Origin of the sequence: Kitasatospora sp. NPDC058478, assembly GCF_042720345.1 — a bacterium.
GTDB lineage: Bacteria > Actinomycetota > Actinomycetes > Streptomycetales > Streptomycetaceae > Kitasatospora.
Genome location: NZ_JBHXML010000119.1, coordinates 1 through 16,059, shown reverse-complemented (window position 1 = coordinate 16,059; position 16,059 = coordinate 1). Strand labels below are relative to the sequence as shown.

The following is a 16,059-nucleotide window of genomic DNA, read 5'->3' as shown; positions in this document are numbered from 1 at the left end:
GCCGGTACCAGTGCCGGTGGTCGGCATGGTGCCGGTGCCGGTGAGCATCGGGTGCAGGGTGATCGGGTCGAGCAGCAGGGTCAGTTCGGCGGACGGCAGCGGTGCGGGGCCGTCGCGCCAGGTGAGGCGCCTACCGGTGAACTCCGCATGGAGGAGCGGCTGTTCGTCGAGGGTGACGCCGTCCTCGGCCACCCTCAGCTCCGCGCCGCGGCCGCCCGGCAGCTGCACCCGGTAGCAGCCGTACAGATACGGCGGCACGGTCGATGCCACCACGGCCTGGGCGTAGGGGACGGCGACGCCGTCCACCTCGAAGCCCGCCGGACCGACCACGACGGCGGCCGCCGTGGGCACGCCGCCGACCGTGACACGGACCCGCAGCGCCGGGCCGTCCTCGCCCGGCCCGACGGAGACGACCAGTTCGCGCCCGGCCTCGTCCGCCGCCCGGTAGTCGCCGACCAGGTCGGCGAGCGGCGGCACGTCCGGCAGGGCGTACTCGGCGAGTTGCACCGAGAACTCCGCCGCCGCCACCCGCCCGGCGGGCCACACCGCGCCGACCAGCCGGCGCCGCCCGTCCCGGCCGACCTCGGTGCGCAGTTCGCCGCCGCAGTCGTTGCCGTCCTCGACCCGCCAGCGCAGCACACCGTGGTCGTGGCGCGGGGCGGTGATCCGCCGCCCGTTGACGTGGATCCGGTGCCGGGGCGGGTCGGTGGCGCGGCCCAGGACGTAGACGTCGAGGTCGCCGTCCGGCGTGCCGTACAGGCCCGTCCACGGATACAGGGCCTCGGCGAGGACGGTGTCCAGGTCGCGCCGGATGCTGCTCCCCCCGCCCGCGAGCCCGCCGCCCCCGAGCCCACCGCCCCCGGGCCCACCGTCGCGCACCGATCGGAGCAGCGCGCGCGCCTCGGACTTGCGGGTGAGCAGGGTGCGCAGCCGCCGCGCCGCCTCCGGGGTCGGCCGCCGGTAGCGGCCCTTGGCGGCGGCCTGCATGGCCGCGTCCTCGCGGCGGGCCAGCAGGGCGCGTTCGGCGTCGGCCAGATCCGGCGGCGCCCAGGACGCCACCGCCGCCTCGGGCTCCCGGACGAAGCGTTCGCGCAGGGCGCCGTCCTCCCCCAGGGCGAGGACGAAGCGGGCGGCGGGCGTGTCCTCCTGCCAGTGGTAGCCGCCGGGGACGTGGAAGTCCGTGAAGCCGTCGAGGGCGGCGAGTTCGCGCGGCCCGTACTCGTCGATGTTCCGGACCGGGCCGGTGGGCGGCCGCACGGTCTGGCCGGGTCGGATCAGGCCCAGCCGTTCGAGCATCCGCGGATCGGCCGGGGCGGCGACGGCCGGGGGGAGGTACCAGGTGGAGGCGCTGGTGACGGTCCGCTGCACGGCCCGGTCCCGGAGCCCGGCGACGGTGTGCCGGTCGGTGACGGGGGCGGTGCCCCGGTAGCGGGCGCCGATGTAGTTGACCACGGGGTGGTCCGGGCCGTAGACCTCCTCCAGCCGGTCGACCAGGACGGGCAGCCGGTGGTTGAAGAACCCGGTGCGCTGGTAGCCGAGTTCGCCGACCAGCCCGACCTGCCAGAGCACCAGGTGCAGGCCCGGGTCGATCCGCCGACCGCGGATCAGCAGGTCCGAGGCCTCGAAGGTCTGCATGCCGGGGCTGCTCGGATCCACGCCGAGGTCGGCGCACAGGACGTCCAGCGCGCTGATCCCCGGACGCATCACGGCCGCGTGGCCCTCGCGGCGGGCGATCCGGACGGCGCGGTGGCTGGAGAGGACGAACACGCCCGGGTGGCCGTAGAAGACCGCCGCCACCCGCCGCCCGGCCCGGACGAAGTGCAGGATCGCCTCGGACATCTGCACGTACGTCAGATAGCGGTCCTTGGCGTCGTCGTAGAGGACGCCGAGGTCGTAGGAGTCGGGCCGCCAGGCCTTGATCCGCACCACCGTCACCGGGTCGGCGACGCAGTGGAAGACGTGGTCCGCCTCGCGGAGCAGCCGCTCGTCGGCGCGGGTGAACCCGGCCGCCTCGATGCCGGAGCCGAGCACGGTCAACTCGCCCCTGGGCGTGGCCGGTTCGGCCGTCTCGCCGTCCCGCTCGGGGCGGCGCGGCCCGGGGCTGGCGGCGATGGCCCGGGCCAGCTCCGCCCAGCGGTCCTCGTGCTCGCGGCGGGTCGGGAAGCGGTCGAAGGGGCGGCCGTACGGGCGGTTCGGGTCCATCGGGCGGCGTCAGTCGGTGTCGGCGGCGTCAGGCGACATCGACGGCGAAGTCCAGCTGGACGACCTGCGGCGGGGGATCCATCAGGCCCGGGGCCTCCACCTCGAAGTCCATCTGGGTGATCTGCGGCGCGGGCTCGGTCAGGATCGGGCTGGCCAGGTCGAAGTCCGTCCGGCCGACCTGGCGGAAGGGCCGGTCCGCGGCGGTGTCGGCGTCCAGCGCGAGATCGGCGTCCACGTCGATGTCGACGACGTCGAAGGCCAGGCTGCTTGCGGTCGCGGTAGGCACTCGACAGTCACTCGTCCCTTCGGAGCCACGGGCGTCGGCGAGTTCATGTTACCGAACGCCAGTTCGCGCCGACAGCCCCGCAGGGGCGGCTGCGGTCGGGTGGGATGGGGGCCGCAGAGGAACGCGGCCATCTCACCCGACACGTCTACGCCGAATGCCGACAGTCCCCGGCTGTCCAGGTGCGCCACCCCCGGACCGGCGCGCACCCAGGGCTCTGGTCGGGCGCGGTCAGCGGGAAGACGACCGGGCCGCCCGGGCGGCCCGCTGGGCCCGCTGGGCCCGCTGGGCGAAGACGTCCTCCCGGCGGTCGGCGGTCTGGCGCAGGACGCGCTTGCGGTCCCGGCCGGACAGCCGGTCGATGTACAACTGCCCGTTCAGGTGGTCGGTCTCGTGCTGGAGGCAGCGGGCGAAGTAGCCGGTCCCCTCGATGGTGACGGCGGCGCCGTACTGGTCGAAGCCGTGCACCACCACCTCGGCCGGGCGGGCGAGTTCGGTGCCGGCGCCGGGGACGGAGAGGCAGCCTTCGGTGTCCTCGATCAGCCGGCGGCCGGGCTCGCGGGGCTCGACGACCGGGTTGAGCACGTGGCCGACGTGCCGGACGCCCTGGTCGTCGCGGCAGTCGTAGACGAAGAGGCTCAGGTCCACGTCCACCTGGTTGGCCGCGAGCCCGCAGCCGTCGGCGACCTGCATGGTGGCGAACATGTCCTCGATGAGGCGGGCCAGCCGCTCGCTGCCGTAGTCCTCCCCGGTCGCCGGGCGGCAGGTGCGGCGGAGGATGTCCTCCCCCACCTCGGTGATCCGCAGGATGGTCGGGCGTTCACGCAGTTCGGACATCGGCGCTCCCTCGTCGACACCGTCGACACGACGGCAAGGATGACGGCTTGTCATCGACTTTGCAAAGTAGCAGACTTTGCAAAGTGACCGAAGACGCAAAAGACGCCAAAGATGCCGACGACACCGAAGACCTCACCGCGCCCCCCGCCACCGGCGCCCTCCCCCAACACCCCGTACGCACCGCGATCCTCGGCCTCCTCGCCGAGAAGGCCGCCCTCACCTCCACCGAGGCCGCCTCCGCCACCGGGTACAGCTCCGGCCTGTGCTCCTTCCACCTCCGACAGCTGGCCCGCCACGGCCTCATCGAGGAGGCCCCCGCCACCGACGGCCGCGCCCGCCCCTGGCGGCTCCCGCAGCAACCACACCAACCCCACCAGCCCGCCGCAGCCGACGAGTTCGGGGAACTCGCGCGCGGCCTGGAGGACGAGAGCTACCAGCGCTGGCTCGCCCACCGCGACGCGGCCCCGGCGGACTGGCGGCAGGACGAGGCGTTCAGCACCGTCCTCTACCTGACCCCAGCCGAACTGGCCGCCGTCGGCGAGGCCGTCCGCCAGGTGCTGACCCGCTACCGCGACCGCGAGACCGACCCCGCCGGCCGTCCTGCCGGCGCCCGCCCGGTCGCCGCCGTGGCCCGCCTCTTCCCGCTCCTCCCGGACGGGCACTGACGGGCACTGGCGGGCACCGAGGAGCGCCGGAGTCCGCCGCCCGGTGCTTCGCGGTGATCCTCCTCCGCCCCCGAACCCAAAGCAATGGTCAAGACCAAATGGTCGAGACCAATTTGGCGACGCGTCAGAGACGGCACGCGGGCGGTGTCCAGGCGAGGGAGATAAACCCGCTGGCGCACCCGGCCCACCAACCCGCAAGCTGGCCCGATGCGCGTCAACGGCCCCCTCTGCACCCGCCAGTCCCTCGCCGCCGACCTGCGTGCCGCCGGGGTCGAACCCGGCGGCACGCTGCTCGTGCACTCCTCGCTGCGCTCCCTCGGCTGGGTCTCCGGCGGGCCGGTCACCGTCGTCCAGGCCCTGCTCGACGCCCTCGGACCGACCGGCACCCTCGCCGTCCCCACCCACACCGGGGACAACTCCGACCCCGCCGGCTGGTCCAACCCGCCGGTGCCGGAGGCCTGGTGGCCCGACATCCGGGTGTCCTGGCCCGCGTACGACCCGCAGGTGAGCCCCACCCTGGGCATGGGCGCCATCCCCGAAACCGTCCGGACCTGGCCCGGCGCCCGGCGCAGCGCCCACCCGCAGACCTCCTTCGCCGCCCTCGGCCCGGGCGCCGCCGAGACCACCGACGGACACGCCCTCGACTGCCTGCTGGGCGAGTCCAGCCCGCTCGCCCGGCTGGAGGACCGCGACGCCCAGGTCCTGCTGCTGGGCGTCGACTTCGGCTCCTGCACCTCCTTCCACCTCGCCGAATACCGCGTCCCGGGCCCGAGCGAGGACATCTCCTTCGCCACCCTCACCCCCGAGGGCCGCCAACGGCTCACCGTCCGCGACCGGGCCATCTGCGCCGACGACTTCGCCGAACTCGGCACCGCCTTCGAGGCCGACCACCCGAAGGCCGTCCGCCACGCCACGGTCGGCGCCGCCACCACCCGCCTCTTCCGCCTCCGCGACGCCGTCGCCTACGCGCAGCACTGGCTGCCCGAGCACCGGGCGTAGCGGTCGATCCGCCCCCAGGGCCGGGTCGGGTGGGAGCTCTCCGGCGCCGCGTCCGCCTCCGGCACGCCGCCGGGAATCTTGACGAATCGCCAGTTGCCCGGCGATTCCCGGGCATCATTCCAGGCACGGACGCGCGGGGAACGGCGTTGGACCCGGGAAACACCTCGCGCAACCGTCGCCGCACTCCGACTAGCACGCTCCCCGGAACGACGAGCCGCAGGACGGGGAGCAGGGCCGCGCGCGGGCCCACGGAGGGGCGGCGCCCGTATGCGGCCTGCCCTCCGGAGGATGATCCCCATGCAGCCCGACCCTCAGCCCGCCTCGCAGCCCGACCCGCAGGCCTCCCCGCAGGCCGTCAAGATCGGCCTCGGTCTGCCCCTCCAGGACCCCGTCCTGCTGTTCGAGTGGGCCCGGCGGGCCGACGCCGGCCCGTTCAGCACGCTCGGCCTGGCGGACCGGGTGGTGTTCGACAACCCCGAACCGCTGGTGACGCTGGCCGCCCTGGCCGGCGCCACGTCCCGCGTCCGCCTGCAGACCGAGGTGCTGCTCGCGCCGCACCACGTCCCCGCGCTGCTCGCCAAGCAGACCGCCACCCTGGACCTGCTCTCCGGCGGGCGGTTCACGCTCGGCCTCGGCGTCGGCGGCCGGGAGGACGACTTCCTGGCCGCCGGCATCGACCCGCGCCGCCGGGGCCGGCTCCTGGACGAGCGGATGGCGGTGCTGCGCCGCCTCTGGGCCGGTGAGCCGTTCGGCGAGGGGGTCGGCCCGGTCGGGCCCGCGCCTGCGACGCCGGGCGGCCCCGAGGTGCTGTTCGGCGGCTTCGCCCCGGCCGCGCTGGACCGGGTCGGCCGGTTCGGGGACGGCTTCCTCGGCGCGGGAGTGCCGCCGGAGGCGATGGCCGGGCTGTTCCAGGACGTCGAGAACTCCTGGCAGCGGCACGGCCGGGACGGCCGGCCCCGGCTGGTCGCCCAGGCGAACGCCGTCCTCGGCCCGGCGGAGACGGTCGAGCAGGCCCGGCGCAACATCCGCGCGTACTACGAGTCCAGCGGCCGCGCCGACCGGATGGAGGAGGGCCTGCTCACCACGCCGGAGGCGATCCGGGCCGCCGTGGCCGGTTTCACGGCCATCGGCGCGGACGAGGTGATGCTGTACTGCTGGTCCCCCGAGGTGGACCAGGTGGACCGCTTCGCCGAACTGCTGTTCCGGTAGCGGTCGGTCGCAGAGGCGGGGATCGGTGCGGGATGCTGGAAATCAGTGCGGGATGCCGGGGATCAGTGCGGGATGCCCGCGATCAGCTCCTGCGCGCCCTGCCGCTTGAGCGCCAGCGCCGTGGAGGTGCCGAGGTCCTCGGGGCTGAGTGCGCCGGCCCACTCGTGGGCGTCCAGCACCTGCTTGCCGTCCGGGCTGAAGACCCGGCCGCGCATCGAGAGCCGGCCGTCCGGTTCGGCCCTGGCGTAGCCGGCGATCGGGCTGTTGCAGTGGCCCTGGAGGACGTGCAGGAACATCCGCTCGGCCGCCGCCTCGCGCCAGGTGTCGCGGTGGCCGAGCGCGGCGACCGCGTCGACGGTGACGACGTCGTCCTCGCGGCACTGCAGGACGAGGATGCCGGCGCCGATCGGCGGGCACATCGCGTCGAGGTCCAGGATCTCGGTGATCCGCGCCTGCTCGCCGATCCGCTCCAGCCCGGAGGCGGCGAGCAGCAGCGCGTCGGCCTCTCCGGCGGCCAGCTTGGCCAGCCGGCTGTTGGCGTTGCCGCGGATCGGCACGCACACCAGGTGCGGGTGGGAGGCGGCGAGTTGGGCGACCCGGCGGACGGAGGAGGTGCCGATCCGGGTGCCGGGCGGCAGTTCGGCGAGGGTCAGGCCGCCGGGGTGGACGAGGGCGTCACGGATGTCGTCGCGGCGCAGGTAGGCGGCGAAGACGGTGCCGGCGGGCAGCGGGCGGTCGGCGGGCACGTCCTTGAGGCAGTGCACGGCGACGTCGGCCTCCCCGGCGAGCAGCGCGGCGTCGACCTCCTTGGTGAACGCGCCCTTCCCGCCGAGCCGGGCGAGGTCGCCCATCCAGCGGTCGCCGGAGGTGGTGACCGGCACCACCTCGGTGCGCAGGCCCGGGTGCAGGGCGGCGAGTTCGGCGCGGACCCGCTCGACCTGGGCGAGCGCCATGGGCGAGGAGCGGGAGACGATGCGGATCAGCTCAGCGGTGGCCATGGCGCGATGATAGGCGCTCGAACGCCGGGCCCTGACCCGGCGTCAGCCATGCGGCCGAAGGCCCGTCGGACGGCACCCGGACGGCCGGGCGGCGAACCGTCCGACCGTCCGTGTGCCGCCCGCGTGTCGGCCGCGCTCACTCGTTGTGCAGCACCTCGGCGATCGGCAGCCGGGCCGCCGAGCGGGCCGGGACGAGGGCGCCGAGGACGGCGATCGCGACGCCCGCCAGCGCGAGCCCGGCGAGCAGCGGGGCGCCCCAGACGTCGATCATGTGCTCCGGGAAGGCCAGGATCCGGACGTTCTCGGCGATCAGCCGGTGCACCACGATCCCGAGCGGGATGCCGATGACGCCGCTGAGCGCGCCCTGCCAGGCCACCGAGGTGACCGTCATCGCGACGACCTGGCGGGGCGTCATGCCGATGGACTTCAGCATGCCGATGTCCCGGCGGCGCTCGCGGATGGTGAGCAGCAGGGTGTTGAAGACGCCGAGCGAGGCGACCACCGACAGCAGGACGGTGAAGACCGTGCTGAAGGTCTGGATCGCGACGACGGGCCCCACCGAACTCGCGGTGACCACCGAGGGCGTCAGGCTCGGGTCGGCGGCCGTGACCGCCTTCCGGTAGGCCGCGGTGTCGGCGCCGTCGGCGAGCCGCACGTCGTACTCGACCGTGTGCGGGTCGGGGGTGAGCTCGGCCCGGGTGGCGTCGTTGGAGGTGATCGCGTTCGCGTTGCCCTGGATCTCCTCGCCGACGATGGTGACGGCCAGCTGTCGGCCCTCCAGGGTCAGGGTGATCCGGTCGCCGAGCCTGAGCCCGCGCTGGTCGAGGAAGGCCGGCCCGGCCTGGACCTCGTCCGGCCCGGTCGCCGGGCGGCCCTTGACCACCCGCAGCCACCTGGTGGCGGCGATGTCGTCGCCGCCGTAGAAGTCCATGAAGACGGGCTGGGTGTGGCCGACCACGCCCACCCGGACCAGCCCCCGGGTGACGACCTGCGCGGCTCCGGGGGTGGCGCGCAGCATCGCCTCGGTCTGGGCCGGGGTCAGCCGCGGCTCGGTCGGGTTGCTCTGGAAGTGGCCGGTCTGCACGTTGACGTGGGTCTTGTCGTCGGCCGGGGCCATGCTCCTGGCCAGGGTGCTGCTCAGGCCGGTGGTGACCGTCACGGTGACCACGCCGAGCACGATCGCCGCCATGGTCAGCGCCGTCCGGCCCGGGCGGGCGAAGGGCTGGCCGAGGCCGAGGCTGACGGCGCGCGGCAGCCGGGTGCCGCTCAGCCGGCGCTGGACCTTCAGCCCGCGCCCGGTGCGCGGCGCGCTGCCGGCCGAGATCGCCTGGGCGGCGGAGAGCCGGTGGGCGCGCGAGGCCGGGACGAACGCGGCGGCGACGACCAGCAGCGGGACGCCGACCAGGGTGGCGGCGGGCAGCCAGCCGGCCGGCTCGATCACGGCGGTGCCGGTCGAGATGCCGCTGAAGGCGGTCTCCAGGATCGGGTACGCCCCCGTCCAGCCGGCCGCCGTCCCGAGGACCGTGCCGACGACCGCGGGCACCGAGACCATGGTCAGGTAGACCGTGACCACCTGGCGCGGGGTGAAGCCGATCGACTTCAGCACGCCGATGTGCCGGTAGCCGGAGACCACCGCGCCGCTCACCACGTTGCCGACGATCAGCGCGGCGACGACCAGACCGAGCACGCCGAAGACCGTCATCAGCGGCAGGTAGGCGTCGGCGCCGGCGGAGAAGGCCTGCTTGAGCACCAGGTACGACTGCGCGCTGGCGAGCGCGCCCCCGGGCAGGCCCTCGGTGGCCGTGCCCAGGGAGGCAGTCAGCTGCTGTTCGGTGTCCGCGTCGGCGAAGCGGTAGAGCATCTGACGGCCGGTGGGGTGCAGGGCGGCCGCCTGCTCGGGGACGACCCAGCCGCCGGCGGACTGGCTCATGCTGCCGGCGAAGCCGACGATGGTGAGCTTCAGCCCGGTGGCGGTGGTGAGCGAGGTGCCGAGGAGCTTCGTCGCGGCGCCGCCGCCCGGTTGCTGGATGACCACCTCGCCGGGCGCCGTGGCCCAGCGGCCGCCCAGCATCTGCACCCGGTCCACCGGCCCGGCCGGGTCGGCCCGGCCGACCAGGGTCAGCGGGCCCGGCGGGCGGCCGACCCAGTCGGTGGGGATCTCCACCACGGCCTGGTCGAACGGCCCGGCGGCGGCCTCGACGCCCGGCCGGTGGGCGGTGGCGGCCAGTTGCTCCGCCGAGGCCCTGGCCGGGTCGAAGGCGGTGACGACGTGGGCGCCGCGCTCGGCGGCGAAGGCGTCGTCGAAGGGGGCCCGGGCGGCGCTGATCACGGCGAGGGCGAGCAGCACGGTCGTGGTGGAGCAGAAGACGACCAGGCCGATCACGAAGGTCTGCACCCGGCGGCGCTTCACGGCCGCCCGGGAGGCCCGCCACACGGCGCCGGTCATGCGGACGCCTCCAGGGCCCGCTCGCGCGCCACCTTGCCGTCCGCGACCTCGACCAGGCGGCTGGCGCAGCGGGTGGCCAGGTTGGGGTCGTGGGTGACGATCAGCAGGGTCTGGCCGATCTGGTTGAGGTCGATCAGCAGGTCCATCACCTGCTCGCCGGAGCGGCTGTCCAGCGCGCCGGTCGGCTCGTCCGCGAGCAGCAGCGCCGGGCGGTTCATCAGGGCCCGGGCCACCGCGACCCGCTGGCGCTCGCCGCCGCTGAGCGCGGCCGGGTAGGTGTCCTTGCGGTGCGCGACGCCGAGTTCGTCCAGCAGTTCCAGGGCGCGGCGGCGCGCCTGGCGGGCCGTGGTGCCGGTCAGCTGGGCGGCCAGGGCGACGTTGTCGAGGGCGGGCAGGTCGTCGATCAGGTTGAAGAACTGGAAGATCATGCCGATGTGGCGGCGGCGGAACAGGGCCAGCCCGGTCTCGTTCAGCTGCCCGAGGTCCTGGCCGTGCACCCGGACGGTGCCGGAGGTCGGCCGGTCCAGCCCGGCGACCATGTTCAGCAGGGTGGACTTGCCGCACCCGGAGGGGCCCATCACGGCGACCGCCTCGCCCGCCCGGATCCGCAGGTCGACGCCGTCGAGCGCCTTGGCGTCGCCGAACTCCTTGTGGACCCCGGACAGCTCGACGACGGCCTGCGCGTCGTCCGGCGGGGTGGTCCCGTCGTGGTCGTTCGGCGGGGTGGTCCCGTCGTGGTCGTTGCTCATGGTGGACGACGGTAGGCGCGGGCCCCCGGGCCCGGCGTCCCACCCGGGGTGTAGCCGGGGCGGCCGTAGTACCCGGGATGTACGCGGGCGGCACCCCCGGATGATGTCGATCATGGCGTGGGCTGGGAAACTGGCGGTGTGTGGGGAACGGGGACGAACTGGGCCACCGTAGCGGTGGCGAGTGCGGCGGTGGCGGGTACGGCGGTCGCGGGGGCCGGCTGGCTGGGCGTCGCGCTCGCCCGGGCGCGGCGGCTGCACCGGGCGGCCATCGGCGAGCGCGGCTGGCTGCTGGAACGGGAGCGGGAGAGCGCCGCCCGTACCGCCGTGGACACCGAACGGGCACGCATCGCGGCCGAGTTGCACGACATCGTCAGCCACAACGTGAGTCTGATGGTGGTCCAGGCCGGGGCCGCGCGCGAGGTGATCGCCACCATGCCCGCGGAGGCGGCGGCGGCGATGGGCGCCGTCGAGGCCGCCGGGCGCGACGCGATGACCGAGCTGCGGCACCTGCTCGGGCTGCTCGCCCCGGCCGCCGACGGCACCGAGGAGGAGGCGGCGGACGGTTTCGCGCCGCAGCCCAGCCTGAGCCGGCTCGGGCCGCTGATCGACCGGTTCGCCTTCGCCGGGCTGCCGGTGGAGGTGCGGATCTCGGGCGAGCCGAGACCGCTGCCCGGCGGCGTCGACGTGACGGCGTACCGGATCATCCAGGAGGCGCTGACCAACGCGCTCAAACACGGGGACGGGGTGACGGCCGAGGTGACGGTGCGCTACGCGGACCACTACCTGCGGGTGGAAGTGCTCAACAGCGGGCCGAGCGTGCTGGCGGGCGCCCACGCCGCGCCCGCGCGGCCAGCCGACGCCGTGCCCGCGCAGCCCACCGACGCCGTGCCCGCGCGGCCCGCCCGGCCGGCCGACGGCGCCGGGCGCGGGCTGCTCGGCCTGCGCGAGCGCGTCGCCGTGTACGGCGGCGACCTCGACGCCCGGCGCCGGCTCGGCGGCGGCTACCGGGTCCGCGCCCGCATCCCGCTGGACCGGCCGTGACCGGGGCCGAGGTGCAGCGGGGGCCGGAGCAGCAGCCGGAGCGGGAGCGCCGCCCCCGGGTGGTGATCGCCGACGACCAGGAACTCGTCCGCACCGGCTTCCGGATGATCCTCACCGCGCGCGGCATCGACGTGGTCGCCGAGGCCGCCGACGGCGCCGAGGCGGTGGCGGCCGCCGTCGCGCACCGGCCCGACGTGGCGCTGCTGGACATCCGGATGCCCGGCATGGACGGCCTGGAGGCCGCCCGCCGGATCCTCGCCCGGGCGCCCGGCTGCCGGGTGATCATGCTGACCACCTTCGACCTCGACCACTACGTCTACGCCGCCCTCGCCGCCGGGGCCAGCGGCTTCCTGCTCAAGGACGTCACCTCCGCCCATCTCGCCGCCGCCGTGCGCCTGGTGGACACCGGGGACGCCCTGCTCGCCCCCTCGATCACCCGGCGGCTGGTCGAACGCTTCGCGGCCGGCGCCCCGCGCCCCGCCCCCGGCGCCGACGGCCCGCCGCTGCACCGCAACCTCGCCCCGCTCACCCCGCGCGAGGCGGAGGTGCTGGCGCTGCTCGGACGCGGGCTGTCCAACGCCGAGTTGGCGGTGGAACTGACGCTCAGCGAGTCGACGGTGAAGACGCACGTCGCCCGGATCTTCGCCAAGCTCGACCTGCGCGACCGGGCCCAGGCGGTCGTCCTCGCGTACGAGACCGGGCTGGTCTCACCAGGGGGCAGTGTCAACTGATGTTCAGTCAACTCCCTTGATTCGCATGACAATCATCTAGCTAACTCGTTAGAGGTAACTCCCGGTCCGATTCACATTTTTGCCATTTCATGGGGGAACATCTCTCTGTCCGCGCCCGAACGAGAAATGACCGTTCGGGCGGCATTTTCAAGACATTTGGACAGGCCCGTGACTACCTCCGCCCCCGTGTGGGACTGCCCCTTCAACCACACCGACGGCCTGGAGTTCGACCCGCTCCTCAAGCGGCTGCTCACCGAGGCCCCGATCGCCAGGATCCGGCTGCCGCACGGCGAGGGCGAGGCCTGGCTCGCCACCCGCTACGAGGACGTCCGGATCGTCACCACCGACCGGCGGTTCAGCCGCGCCGCCGGCATCGGGCGCGACCTGCCCCGGATGACGCCCGCCCCGATCGCCCAGGCCGAGGCGATCAACCTGATGGACCCGCCGGGCCACAACCGGCTGCGCCGCCTCGTCGCCCAGGGCTTCACCAACCGCCAGGTCGAGCGGATGCGCCCGGCCACCCAGCGGATCGTCGACGGCTACCTCGACGAGATGGCCGAACACGGCTCCCCCGCCGACCTGGTGCACTTCCTCTCCAGCCGGCTCCCGCTCACCACCATCTGCGAACTGCTGGACATCCCCGAGCAGGACCGCGCCGAACTGCGCGGCCACGCCGTCGCCATGATGACGATGGGCCCCGGCAGCCGGGCCGGCCAGGAAACCGCCAAGGCCGCGCTGCGCGGCTACTTCACCGAGCTGACCGCCGCCCGCCGCGCCCACCCCGGCGAGGACCTGATCAGCGCCCTCGCCACCGCCCGCGACGGCGACGAACTGCTGGACGACCAGGAGCTGGCCGTCATGGCGATGGTCCTGCTGGTCACCGGCCACGACACCAGCACCTACCAGCTCAGCAACATCACCTACACCCTGCTCACCCACCCCGAACAGCTCGCCAAGCTGCGCGCCCAGCCCGACCTGCTGCCGCGCGGGCTGGAGGAGCTGCTGCGCTTCATCCCGTTCCGCCAGGGCGTCGGCATCGCCCGGGTCGCCACCGAGGACGTCGAACTGGGCGGCGTGCTGATCCGGGCCGGCGAGGCCGTCCACGTCTCCTACCTCGCCGCCAACCGCGACCCGGCGATGTACGAGCGCCCCGACGAACTCGACCTCGACCGCGGCGCCCCCACCCACATGGCCTTCGGCCACGGCCAGCACCACTGCCTCGGCGCGCACCTGGCCCGGATGGAACTCCAGGTCGCCATCGGCACCCTGCTGCGGCGCTTCCCCGGCCTGCGGCTCGCCGTCCCGCCGTCCGAACTCGACTGGCACACCGGGTCGATCTGGCGCTACCCCCGCACCCTGCCGCTCGCCTGGTGACCTCCTCCCCGCGCCACCGGCTCCGCCACGGAGCACCGCGCGGCGCCCGTCCGACGCATCCGTAGGCCGCCTGCCCGGGCCGCTCGCCAGCCCGCCCGGCCAGGCCACCCAGGGGAGACCCGCACCATGGCAACACTCTGCCGCCCGGCCATCGCCGTACCCGAGAACGTCATCACCCTCGACCAGACCCTCGACCTGGCCCGCAGCCTGCACGCCGGCCACCCGCAACTCGCCCTCGCCCTGCGGCTGATCGAGAACACCGGGGTGCGGACCAGGCACCTGGTCCAGCCGATCGAGCAGACCCTCACCCACCCGGGCTTCACCGCCCGCAACGCGGTCTACGAGCGGGAGGCCAAGCTCCGCGTCCCCGAGGTGGTCGAACGGGCCCTGGGGCACGCCGAGTTGGGCGCCCGGGACATCGACCTGATCATCTACGTGTCCTGCACCGGCTTCATGATGCCGTCGCTGACCGCCTGGCTGATCAACGCCCTGGGCTTCCGCTCCGACACCCGCCAGATGCCGATCGCCCAGCTCGGCTGCGCGGCCGGCGGCGCCGCCGTCAACCGCGCGCACGACTTCTGCCGCGCCTACCCGGGCGCCAACGTGCTGATCGTGTCCTGCGAGTTCTGCTCGCTCTGCTACCAGCCGACCGACCTCGGCGTCGGCTCGCTGCTCTCCAACGGCCTGTTCGGGGACGCCGTCGCCGCCGTGGTGATGCGCGGACACGGCGGCACCGGCGTGCACGTCGAGCGCAACGGCTCGCACCTCGTCCCGGACACCGAGAACTGGATCTCCTACGGGGTCAAGGACACCGGCTTCCACTTCCAGTTGGACAAGCGGGTGCCCGGCACCATGGAGATGCTCGCCCCGGCGCTGCGCGGCCTGGCCGTCGAACACGGTTGGGACGTCTCCGGGTTGGGCTTCTACATCGTGCACGCCGGCGGCCCGCGCATCCTCGACGACCTCTGCCACTTCCTCAACCTGGAACCGGCCACCTTCCGGTACAGCCGCGCGACGCTGACCGAGCGCGGCAACATCGCCAGCGCCGTCGTCTTCGACGCGCTCGCCCGGCTGTTCGCCGACGGCGGCGTGGCCGACGGCACCACCGGCCTGATCGCCGGTTTCGGGCCGGGCATCACCGCCGAGATCTCGCTGGGGAGTTGGGTCGGCGAGCCGGTCGAGGCCGCCCGCCGACGGCCGCGAGCCATCTCCACCTCGGACATCACACTCGTCCATCCGAGCGCCCCCCGGCGTTTCCCGGCCGGCACTACGATCACCGAATGACCGACACCACGCACCAGGCGGACACCGACGACAGATCCGCCGAACTCGCCACCCTCTTCCCCGCGTTGCACGCCCCGCAGTACTGGACCTGGGGCCGGTACGACGCACTGTTCTCCACCGTGCTGCCGCCGGACGAGCTGGTGACCAACATCCACCTGGTGGGCTTCGCGGACGACAAGGTGATCCTCTGCCGGGACGACCGGGACCACTGGTTCCTGCCCGGCGGCACCCGGGAGCAGGACGAGAGCATCGCCACCTGCCTGGCGCGCGAGCTGCGCGAGGAGGCCGGCGCCCGGCTGCTCGGCGAGCCGGACTGGCTCGGCGCGCACCGCTGCCGCACCGAGGACCCGACACCGTACCGGCCGTGGCAGCCGCACCCGGAGAAGGCGTGGCTGTGGGGCTGGGCGGAGGTCGCGGTGGACTCGACGCCGACCAACCCGGCGGACGGCGAGCAGGTGGTCGAGGTACGGGCGGTGCCGGCGGACGAGGCGCAGCGGCTGCTGCTGGCCGGGCACGACGCCTGGTGGGGCGAGCTGATCGGGCTGGCCGTGGAGCTGCGGCGGCGGGCCGGGCGGGGCTGATCCCCCGCCCCTCCGAGCCCCCTCTCCGAGATATTCCCGCCGAGCCGGAAGACCACTGGAACGGCCGAACAACAGAGAGCATTGTCCGTTTTGCGGTGATATGACTCGGCCATGGACACCAACATGCTGGCCGTGGACTACCCGGTGCTCAACATCTTCTGGACGATGCTGGAGCTGTTCCTCTGGATCCTCTGGTTCTTCCTGCTGTTCAAGATCATCACGGACATCTTCCGCAGCCACGACCTGGGCGGCTGGGCCAAAGCCGGCTGGCTGCTCCTGGTGATCGTGCTGCCGCTGATCGGTGTGCTGGCCTACGTGATCGCCCGCGGGAAGTCGATGAGCGAGCGGGACGCCGCCCAGGTCCGGCAGAGCGAGGCCGCCGTCAAGGCCTACATCCGGGACGCGGCCGGAACCGGCGCACCCGGGGGCGGCGGCAGCCACGTCGACGACCTGGCGAGACTGGCGGACCTGAAGGAGAAGGGCGCCATCTCCGAGGAGGAGTACCAGAAGGCCAAGGACAAGCTCCTGGCCTGACCTGACCGGCCCGACCCGCACGGCGGCCCCGGGGGGGCGCGGCGGCCCCCGACCCCCCCCCCCCCCCCCCGCCGCCCGCGCCCCCCCCGCCCGGAGAACAAAAAAAAAACCCCCCCCACACAAACA

At 74.1% G+C, this 16,059-nt stretch carries 15 protein-coding genes; 9 read left to right on the top strand and 6 right to left on the bottom strand.

Going from position 1 to position 16,059, the window contains the following annotated elements; translation table 11 throughout:
* The 3 genes from ACFWPT_RS39340 to def form a co-directional block, all read right to left on the bottom strand.
* Window positions 1-2,202: SAM-dependent methyltransferase (locus ACFWPT_RS39340; protein ID WP_380487761.1), on the bottom strand; the 2,202-nt coding region annotated here is incomplete at its 3' end.
* A gap of 28 nt (window positions 2,203-2,230) precedes the next feature.
* Window positions 2,231-2,488 carry a hypothetical protein gene (locus ACFWPT_RS39335; protein WP_380487759.1) on the bottom strand — a complete coding sequence of 86 codons (258 nt, stop codon included), beginning with the start codon at window positions 2,486-2,488 and terminating at the stop codon, window positions 2,231-2,233.
* A gap of 228 nt (window positions 2,489-2,716) precedes the next feature.
* Window positions 2,717-3,322, bottom strand: coding sequence for a peptide deformylase (gene def, locus ACFWPT_RS39330; RefSeq protein WP_380487757.1), 606 nt, complete (start codon window positions 3,320-3,322; stop codon window positions 2,717-2,719).
* Window positions 3,323-3,405: 83 nt separating this feature from the next.
* On the opposite strand from def, the gene ACFWPT_RS39325 reads away from it, so the two are divergent.
* The 3 genes from ACFWPT_RS39325 (at window position 3,406) to ACFWPT_RS39315 (ending at window position 6,195) form a co-directional block, all read left to right on the top strand.
* Window positions 3,406-3,987, top strand: a complete 582-nt coding sequence (locus ACFWPT_RS39325; RefSeq protein ID WP_380487755.1) for a helix-turn-helix domain-containing protein — start codon at window positions 3,406-3,408, stop codon at window positions 3,985-3,987.
* A 207-nt stretch (window positions 3,988-4,194) separates the two neighbouring features.
* Window positions 4,195-4,986: an aminoglycoside N(3)-acetyltransferase gene (locus ACFWPT_RS39320; protein WP_380487753.1), complete on the top strand. Its 792-nt coding sequence runs from the start codon at window positions 4,195-4,197 to the stop codon at window positions 4,984-4,986.
* Window positions 4,987-5,283: 297 nt separating this feature from the next.
* Window positions 5,284-6,195, top strand: coding sequence for an LLM class flavin-dependent oxidoreductase (locus ACFWPT_RS39315; RefSeq protein ID WP_380487751.1), 912 nt, complete (start codon window positions 5,284-5,286; stop codon window positions 6,193-6,195).
* Between the two features lie 62 nt (window positions 6,196-6,257).
* On the opposite strand, the gene hemC is transcribed toward ACFWPT_RS39315, so the two are convergent.
* From hemC to ACFWPT_RS39300, 3 genes are all read right to left on the bottom strand, one after another.
* A complete protein-coding gene (gene hemC / locus ACFWPT_RS39310; protein ID WP_063347045.1) occupies window positions 6,258-7,193 on the bottom strand; it encodes a hydroxymethylbilane synthase in 936 nt (311 codons plus the stop codon).
* Window positions 7,194-7,329: 136 nt separating this feature from the next.
* Complete coding sequence (locus ACFWPT_RS39305; RefSeq protein ID WP_380487748.1) at window positions 7,330-9,639, bottom strand: ABC transporter permease; 2,310 nt, start codon at window positions 9,637-9,639, stop codon at window positions 7,330-7,332.
* Window positions 9,636-10,388, bottom strand: a complete 753-nt coding sequence (locus ACFWPT_RS39300) for an ABC transporter ATP-binding protein (protein WP_380375709.1) — start codon at window positions 10,386-10,388, stop codon at window positions 9,636-9,638. Before ACFWPT_RS39300 ends, ACFWPT_RS39305 begins: the two co-directional genes overlap by 4 nt.
* Before the next feature lie 138 nt (window positions 10,389-10,526).
* Between ACFWPT_RS39300 and ACFWPT_RS39295 the strand changes: the two genes are divergently transcribed.
* The 6 genes from ACFWPT_RS39295 to ACFWPT_RS39270 all read left to right on the top strand — a co-directional run bounded on the left by ACFWPT_RS39295 (window position 10,527) and on the right by ACFWPT_RS39270 (window position 15,933).
* Window positions 10,527-11,429: a sensor histidine kinase gene (locus ACFWPT_RS39295; protein ID WP_380487746.1), complete on the top strand. Its 903-nt coding sequence runs from the start codon at window positions 10,527-10,529 to the stop codon at window positions 11,427-11,429.
* Window positions 11,426-12,160, top strand: a complete 735-nt coding sequence (locus ACFWPT_RS39290; RefSeq protein WP_380487744.1) for a response regulator — start codon at window positions 11,426-11,428, stop codon at window positions 12,158-12,160. The genes ACFWPT_RS39295 and ACFWPT_RS39290 overlap by 4 nt, the downstream gene beginning before the upstream one ends.
* Window positions 12,161-12,328: 168 nt before the next feature.
* Window positions 12,329-13,534 (top strand): cytochrome P450, encoded by a 1,206-nt coding sequence (locus tag ACFWPT_RS39285; RefSeq protein WP_380487742.1) that lies wholly within the window; start codon window positions 12,329-12,331, stop codon window positions 13,532-13,534.
* A gap of 126 nt (window positions 13,535-13,660) precedes the next feature.
* Window positions 13,661-14,818, top strand: a complete 1,158-nt coding sequence (locus ACFWPT_RS39280; RefSeq protein WP_380375715.1) for a type III polyketide synthase — start codon at window positions 13,661-13,663, stop codon at window positions 14,816-14,818.
* The gene (locus ACFWPT_RS39275) at window positions 14,815-15,399 is read left to right on the top strand and encodes an NUDIX hydrolase (RefSeq protein ID WP_380487740.1); all 585 of its coding nucleotides are present in this window, start codon (window positions 14,815-14,817) and stop codon (window positions 15,397-15,399) included. The genes ACFWPT_RS39280 and ACFWPT_RS39275 overlap by 4 nt, the downstream gene beginning before the upstream one ends.
* A 111-nt stretch (window positions 15,400-15,510) precedes the next feature.
* Window positions 15,511-15,933, top strand: a complete 423-nt coding sequence (locus ACFWPT_RS39270) for an SHOCT domain-containing protein (protein WP_380487738.1) — start codon at window positions 15,511-15,513, stop codon at window positions 15,931-15,933.
* The last annotated feature ends 126 nt before the right edge of the window (window positions 15,934-16,059 follow it).